Origin of the sequence: Nonomuraea sp. NPDC003560 (assembly GCF_042878785.1) — a bacterium.
Classification (GTDB): Bacteria; Actinomycetota; Actinomycetes; order Streptosporangiales; family Streptosporangiaceae; genus Nonomuraea.
The window spans coordinates 626,048-633,092 of the sequence record NZ_JBIAOF010000005.1 but is presented as its reverse complement, the minus strand read 5'-3'; the positions used below and the strand labels follow the sequence as shown (position 1 = coordinate 633,092).

Annotated in this window: 5 protein-coding genes and 1 rRNA gene; 2 read left to right on the top strand and 4 right to left on the bottom strand. The window is 69.5% G+C overall.

Translation table 11 applies throughout. The annotated features are described in order from the left end of the window. Nucleotides 1–88 (top strand): 5S ribosomal RNA (gene rrf / locus ACFYUV_RS23620); the annotation flags it as partial. Nucleotides 89–1,078: 990 nt separating this feature from the next. Here the strand turns inward: rrf and ACFYUV_RS23615 are convergent. Together ACFYUV_RS23615 and ACFYUV_RS23610 are read right to left on the bottom strand one after the other, a co-directional pair. Beyond that, the gene (locus tag ACFYUV_RS23615; RefSeq protein ID WP_387671293.1) at nt 1,079–2,533 is read right to left on the bottom strand and encodes a PQQ-binding-like beta-propeller repeat protein; all 1,455 of its coding nucleotides are present in this window, start codon (nt 2,531–2,533) and stop codon (nt 1,079–1,081) included. Between the two features lie 334 nt (nt 2,534–2,867). Further along, nucleotides 2,868–4,220: a hypothetical protein gene (locus ACFYUV_RS23610; protein ID WP_387671291.1), complete on the bottom strand. Its 1,353-nt coding sequence runs from the start codon at nt 4,218–4,220 to the stop codon at nt 2,868–2,870. Nucleotides 4,221–4,537: 317 nt separating this feature from the next. Here ACFYUV_RS23610 and ACFYUV_RS23605 point away from each other — a divergent pair, with 317 nt between their 5' ends. Continuing rightward, entirely contained in the window at nt 4,538–5,566 is a 1,029-nt protein-coding gene (locus ACFYUV_RS23605) for a serine hydrolase (protein ID WP_387671290.1), read from the top strand. On the opposite strand, the gene ACFYUV_RS23600 is transcribed toward ACFYUV_RS23605, so the two are convergent. Both ACFYUV_RS23600 and pstB read right to left on the bottom strand, forming a co-directional pair. Beyond that, complete coding sequence (locus ACFYUV_RS23600) at nt 5,535–6,260, bottom strand: response regulator transcription factor (protein WP_358289033.1); 726 nt, start codon at nt 6,258–6,260, stop codon at nt 5,535–5,537. The genes ACFYUV_RS23605 and ACFYUV_RS23600 overlap by 32 nt on opposite strands. After that, on the bottom strand, nt 6,260–7,036 hold the full coding sequence (gene pstB, locus ACFYUV_RS23595) for a phosphate ABC transporter ATP-binding protein PstB (protein ID WP_352322866.1): 777 nt from the start codon (nt 7,034–7,036) through the stop codon (nt 6,260–6,262). The genes ACFYUV_RS23600 and pstB overlap by 1 nt, the downstream gene beginning before the upstream one ends. Nucleotides 7,037–7,045 lie beyond the last annotated feature (9 nt).

The following is a 7,045-nucleotide window of genomic DNA, read 5'->3' as shown; positions in this document are numbered from 1 at the left end:
CGGTTACATTCCGAACCCGGAAGTTAAGCTTCTCTGCGCCGATGGTACTGCACTCGGGAGGGTGTGGGAGAGTAGGTCACCGCCGGACAATCTTTGGGAAGGGCCCCGACTTCGGTCGGGGCCCTTTCTGCATTTCCGGGGTGTTTCTTCCATTCCGGGTGTGGTGGTGTGGTGCTGAGGGTGGGCGGTGCTGGTTCAGGGGGCCGGCTCGTGGCGGGTCCAGTGGATCCCCGGCCCCTGGCCCCCCGGCCCCCTGGGCCGGTGCGCTGGTGGGCCGGTCGGCCGCTTGGAGGTGCGCTGTCGCAAGGCGGAGGTGGCGCTTTCGGTGGATCGCAGCCGGTTCCGGCTCTGGTCAGTCCGAGCCGGCCCGTTTTGGAGAGTTAGGGTTCGTGTCCCGCCCCATTTCGTAGGAGATCAAGGGGGCGTAGCCGGCCCGGCCTCGCCGGAGACCCAAGGGCTCGTATCCGGCCCCTGAGCTGACGTTCCTCAAGCGCCGTCCTGGGGGGCGGCCCTATGCCTGCGCTGAGTGCCGGCCGTCAACCGCCTGCGCGCGGTGGTGCTGATCCCCGCGACCGCAGACAGACTTCAGGTGTCATCAGCCCGCAGGTCCAGCACATCTCCGCGTTTCAGACCGGTCCCCGCCTACGTAGAGCCGATGGGGACGGGGCGGAGGAATTGAGGCGAGTGTGGGGGCGTCATGCCCTCCGGCACCTGATGCATCTCCGGCATACGCCAGGCATGCCCCGGACTGTCACCGCGTCCCAGGCTTCCCCGGGCTCTCGGGATCTCTCAGCCTCCTGGTCAGGCGCCCGGCCAGGAGGTTGGCTGGCCTTGATGCGCCGTCCATTCATGGAGTGGCGCTGGGGGGCCCTGCTGGTGGGAGCAGTGGGTTGGGGCGCCCCGGATCGTTCTGCCCAGCAGAGTCACTCACAGGCCCATCAACCGCGCCTCACACATGCAACCCGCCACCTGACGCGGTGCAGGGCTGGGGATGTGGTTGTGAAGGTGGGAAGACGGGAGAAGGGCCTCACGCCGGGTGCGTGGGGCCCTTCTGTTGTTGGGGTCAGGATCTTTGGGGTCAGGATTTGGTGTTGACGTAGGTGACGGCGTATCTGGTGGCTACGGAGGTCCAGGGGACGGTGATCACTACGCCGTTGCGTTCGAAGACGCGGGCCTTTTCGGCCTCGGTGCCGTACTTCTGGGGGAGGGTGGCCAGTTCGGTGGCTTTGCCGGTGGCGGCGTCCAGGCGGATCAGGCGGGGGGCCAGGTCGCGGCGGTCGCCGGTTTCGACGGCCAGCAGGCCCTGGTCGTCGGCGCGGACGTAGGTGAGGATCGTGTCATGGGTGCCGGACGATTCCCACAGCTGCTTGCCGGTCTTCAGGTCGTAGGCGAGGGCCTTGTTACGGGAGCGCATGCTCTGCGGGACGTTCTCCGGGAACGTGGCCAGGTAGAGGCAGTCACCGTGGATGGTGTAGCGGTGTTGTTCGAACAGGCCGTTGACCATGGCCACGGTGTTCATGGCGAGCATGTCCACCTCGGGGGTCTTGAACTCGGTCACCTTGGTCGCGGCGTCGGAGTAGACCGTGAAGTTGTTCTGGCCGCCGGACTCGCTGCGGATGATGGCAGGAGCGGCTGACAGAAGGCTGGTCATGAGGCTGAGCTCGCCCAGCGTGGCCTGCTTGGTGATCTTGCCGGTCTTCGGGTCGAGGTACTGGAGGCGGGTGCCGCCTCGGAAGGTGCAGTCGAGGATGACGGCGACCCGGGTGGGGGCGGTGTTGATGTCCTTGATGTGGCAGCCGTCGTCGGCGGATGCGGCGGCGCTCCACAGTTTGTGGCCGTCGGAGAGGCGGTAGGCGACCACCGCGTCGTCCAGCTCGGTGACGGCCACGCCGTCGGCGCTCATGATGCGGGGGACGTTGATGGAGTTGGCGAGGGTGGACTTCTCGGCCGGGATCTTGATCTTCCAGGTGAGCTTGCCCGTGGTGGCGTCGATGCCGGCCAGGTGGTCGCACGAGTTGCTGCTGCCGTACGCGATGGCGGCCTTGCCGCCGGACAGGTCCGGGGTGGCGCCGCAGAGCTGGGCGCCCGGCGAGGGGATGCCCCAGGAACGTTTTCCGGACGCCAGGTCGTAGGCGAGGACGCCGTCCTTCTGGGCGCGGATGACGACCTTGTCGGTCAGCCAGCTGCCGAAGGCCAGGGCGGTGGTGAAGTCCCAGCTTCCGGCGTTGGGGAGGGGGACGTCCCATTCCGCCCCGTCGCCGCCCCCGTCGCCGAATGCGGTGATGCCGCCGCCGGTCGTCCCGGTGGTGGCGACGAACCAGGCGGTGCCCGTGCTGACGGAGAGGAGGACCACGGCCGCGCCGGTGGCCAGCAGGGCGGTCTTCCACTTGGGCCGGGGGCTCTGCTGCGGGGGCGCGGGCTGGCCGCCGTACGGTGTGCCGCTGCCGGGTGCGGGGGGCTGCGGGGGTTGCCCGTAGGGCGAGGGTGCGCCGGGGGAGGGAGGGTTCGGCGGGTATGTGGGCTGGTTGCCCATGGATGGTGGGTAGGTGGGCTGATTGCCCGTGGGGGGTGGATATGTGGGTTGGTTGCCTGGTGGCGGTGGGTATGCGGCTGGGTTGCCCGTTGGCGGGGCATACGCGCCGGGAGAAGGAGCGTAAGGATTGGCGGGTGGTTGCGGGTGGCCCGCGGGTGGGTAGGCGGCCGGGGCCGTGCCCTGCGGGGGGTACGCGGCCGGGCTCTGGGGCCACGGCTGCGCGGGCGGAGGATAGGAGCCGGCGTTGGGAGCCGGCTGGCCGTACGGGTTGGGGGGTGGGGAGCCGTACGGGCCGGGTGGGGTGTTGGAGTGGTCGGTCATGGTTGCTCCCCGTTCAGGCCAGCTGCCCGCGGACGTACGACGCCCACTGCCGTTCGAAGTCCGCCTTGCTCACGCCCAGCACCTTGAACAGTGCCGCCTCGCTGTCGTCGCCCTTGGCCCGGTAGGCCGCGATCACCGCGCTGGTCAGCTTCTGCTCGCCGTACCGCTGGGCGATGTAGCGCATGGCCAGGTGTCCCATCAGGTAGTGCACGTTCGTCATGCCGTTGGCGTCCCACGACGGGTTGTCGGGGAGCTGGCCCGAGAAGCGGGTGCTGAGGCGGCCGGCCAGGTACGCGCGGCCTTCTTGGAAGCGGATGTTCTGGTTGATGGGGTGGCCGCGGTTGGCGGAGTACTCGGCGAAGCCCTCGATGACCCAGTTGGGCTTGCCGAAGAGGGAGAAGTCGGCGCTGTCCAGCCCGGCCAGCAGGGAATGGGCCAGCTCGTGCGTGCTGATCTCCAGAATGCCCTCGGACGACCGGAAGAAGGACGTGGTGGTGTCCATGACCACCCGGGTGCCGCCGACCTTGACGTCGTCGCCCAGGGAGGCCCAGGCGAGCATGGGGATGGACACGCCCGCTTCGTGCGCCTTCTCCTTGCGGAACAGGTTGCCGAGCTGGTTCTGCCCCTCGACCAGCGCGACCGCGAACCCGGCCGGCACGGGCGCGGTGGCGTCGCCGTTGCGTTTCCAGAAGTCCAGGTTCTTCTTCGCCGCGTTGGCGACCACCGGGGCGACGCGCCTGGCCATGGCCGCGTCCTGGGGACGGGCCAGGACGATGCTGGCGCCGGCGCGGACGACGGTGATGTCGGGCCAGATGTCCCACGGGCCCGGGTAGTACACGGACTTGCTGCCCTCGCTCACCATGGGTGGCGGCGCGCCGTCCACCTTGGTGACGACCAGTGGCGCGTCCTTGGACGCCTTCTCCAGCGTCCAGCGGTACCACTCCGAGACCGGCCGCAGGTCGATGCCGGCGAACCGGTGGACGAACGCGACGTCCTGGGTGAACTTCAGGGCTCGCCCGAAGCTGTCCTCGGCGCGGCCCTCGCGACGCATCACCTTGTACGACGCCTCGCTGAGCGGCACCTTGCGCAGGTTCGTGAACACCTTGCGCTGGTCGCGGACGAGCGCCGCGTTGCCCTTGTCGAAGATCGAGGTGAACGCGTCGGCGTTCCCGCTGCTCAGCGCCTTGCCGTGCTCGTAGACCAGCTTCTCGATCTCCTGGTCGGTGACGATCACGGCGTTCGGGTCGCTCTTGCCCGACGCCTCCTGGCGGCGTAACGGGTCCTGGACGCCGTTGATGCGGCCGCGCAGGACGAGGCCGACGCCGGCGCCCACGGCGATCGCCACCACGAGCGAGACGATGCCCATGGTGACCCAGAAGCCGGTCCGGCGCCTGGGCGGAGAAGGAGGATTGGATGGAGGTGGCGGTGGCGGCGGCTGCATGGCCGGCCACTGTTGCTGCTGCTGTTGCCCCTGATACTGCGGAAAACTCGGCCCCGTTGTCACTTTTGCCCCGAGAGTGCTGACAAACCCCGAAAGAGGGGAATCGTACCAGTGGCCACATCGCGAGTCTTCGGGGTGGTCGGGTTCTATGTGGAGTGGTGAGTAGGTGAAGATGTTTTCCGGCGACTCGTAGCGCGGTGTTGCCATTTTTCGTGATAATTCACCGCATGATCGCGGGCAGCGTGAGGACGCTTCCACGGCTGGCCATCGCGCTCGCCCTCCTGCCGCCGCTCCTCGCCCCAGGCACAGCCGCGGGGACGGCACTGCCGACGCACGCGGCGCCGGGGACGGTGGGTGCACACGTGGCGGTGCCAGGGCAGGTGAGCGCCCCGGAGCCGGGGACCCTGCGCGCCGCGCCCGGGCCGGTACGCATGCCGCACCACCTCGGCCCCCCGGCGATCGCCGTAACGGTCCCGGCCAAGAAGGCGAAGGCCGTGAAAACCGTCCAGGCCAAGACGGAGGCCGTGAAGCCCGTCCCGGCCAAGAAGATCACCGAGCGGCTCGACCGCTTCCTGGCGGGCCGGCCGGGGCCGGTCACGGCCATGGTCAAGGATCTGACGACCGGCCGCGTCTACCGCTACCACCCGGGCGAACGGCTGATCACCGCCAGCACGGCCAAGGTCCAGATCCTGATGGCGCTGCTGCTCGGGAAACCGTGGCGCAGGCTGCCCGGGTCCGTCAGGCGCGACGCCGAGCTCATGATCCGCTACAGCGACAACCACGCGGCCGACCGCCTGTGGTTGCGCATCGGCGGCGCGGCGGGCTTCACCGAGGCCGGCAGGAGGTTCGGGCTCAGGCACACCAGGGGCGTCCCGGGGGACTGCGTCGACCTCTACTGCTGGGGCATCACCGAGACGTCGGTGGACGACCAGGTCCGCCTGATGAAGGCGCTGGTGTCCGGGAAGAGCCCGCTCAAGGCGAAGGAGCGCGCGCAGGTGCTCGAACTGATGGGCGCGGTCGTCCGCGGCCAGGACTGGGGGGTCTCCGCCGCGGCCTGCGCGGGCGAGCGCGTGCGTCTGAAGAACGGCTGGCTGAAGCGCGTCTCCAACGGGCGCTGGGCCACGGTCAGCGTGGGGCTGATCCGGGGCCGCGGCCACGACTACGCGGTCGCCGTCCTCACCGAGGGCAGCGCCGAGGTGGGGGACGGCATCGCGACCGTCGAGGGCGTCGCCGCGCGGATCATGCGGGACTTCCGGAGGTGCCGGGCGTGACCAGCCGGTAGCCGACGCCGCGCACGGTCTGGATGAGCTGGTCGTCGTTGTCGCCGAGGCGCGCGCGCAGCCGTTTGACGTGCACCGCGATCGTGTTCGTGGACGTGGTCGCGGCGGCGTGCCACACGTGCCGCATGATCTGCTCGCGGGTGACCGTGCGGTCGGCGTTGCGCATCAGGTACTGCAGCAGCTCGAACTCGCGCAGCGGGAGGTGCACGGCGCGGCCCTCGACGCGTACCTGGTAGGCCTGGACGTCCAGTTCGACGCCGCCGACGGCCAGGACCTTGCGGGACTCGGGGGAGGACGCCTGGATGAACGGCAGCAGTTCCGGCACCCGGTACGGCCGGGCCACGCAGGCCGCCGCCCCCGCCGCGAGCGCGCGTACGGCCTGCTCGGCGTTCCCCTCGCCGACGCCGAGCAGGACGGGCACGGCTCGCGCGAGCCGTACCGCGCGGACGAAGTCGACCGCGTCGATGACCGGGAGCGTGGCCGACACGAGCACCACGTCCGGCTGCAGCGCTCCCGCCTGGAGCAGCCCTTGGGCGCCGTCCGGCGCGCCGGTGACGGCCACGCCCTCGCGTTCCAGCGCCGTGGCCAGGTCGTCGACCACGGCGTCGTCGGGGTCGGCGATGAGCAGTACGGGCTTGGTCCGCGTGTCCCCGTTCATCGTGGATGCCGCCTGCTGTGGGGTCATCAGCCGAAGCGTCCCGTGATGTAGTCCTCTGTTGCCTTCTCCGAAGGGTTGGTGAACATGCGGGAGGTCTCGTCCATCTCGATGACCTTGCCGGGCTTGCCCTGGGCGGCCAGGTTGAAGAACGCGGTCCGGTCGCTGACCCGGGCGGCCTGCTGCATGTTGTGGGTCACGATCACGATCGTGAACTCTTCCTTGAGCTGGGCCATCAGGTCCTCGATGGCCAGCGTCGAGATCGGGTCGAGCGCCGAGCACGGCTCGTCCATGAGCAGGACCTGCGGCTTGACCGCGATCGCGCGGGCGATGCACAGACGCTGCTGCTGACCGCCGGACAGGCCGGCGCCGGGCTTGTTCAGCCGGTCCTTGACCTCGTTCCAGAGGTTGGCGCCCTTCAGCGACTCCTCCACGATGCCGTCGAGGGTGGACTTGCCGACCCGGCCGTTGAGGCGGAGCCCGGCGGCCACGTTCTCGTAGATCGACATCGTGGGGAACGGGTTGGGGCGCTGGAAGACCATGCCGACCATGCGCCGGACCGAGACGGGCTCGACGGTGGGGGCGTACAGGTCTTCGCCGTCGAGCATGACCTTGCCCTCGACGCGGGCGCCGGGGATCACCTCGTGCATGCGGTTGAGCGTGCGCAGGAACGTCGACTTGCCGCATCCGGACGGGCCGATGAACGCGGTGATCGAGCGCGGCTCGATGGTCATCGACACGTCCTCGATCGCCTTGTGCGACCCGTAGTACGCGTCGAGGCCCGAGACCTGGATCTGCTTGGACATTGTGGCGGT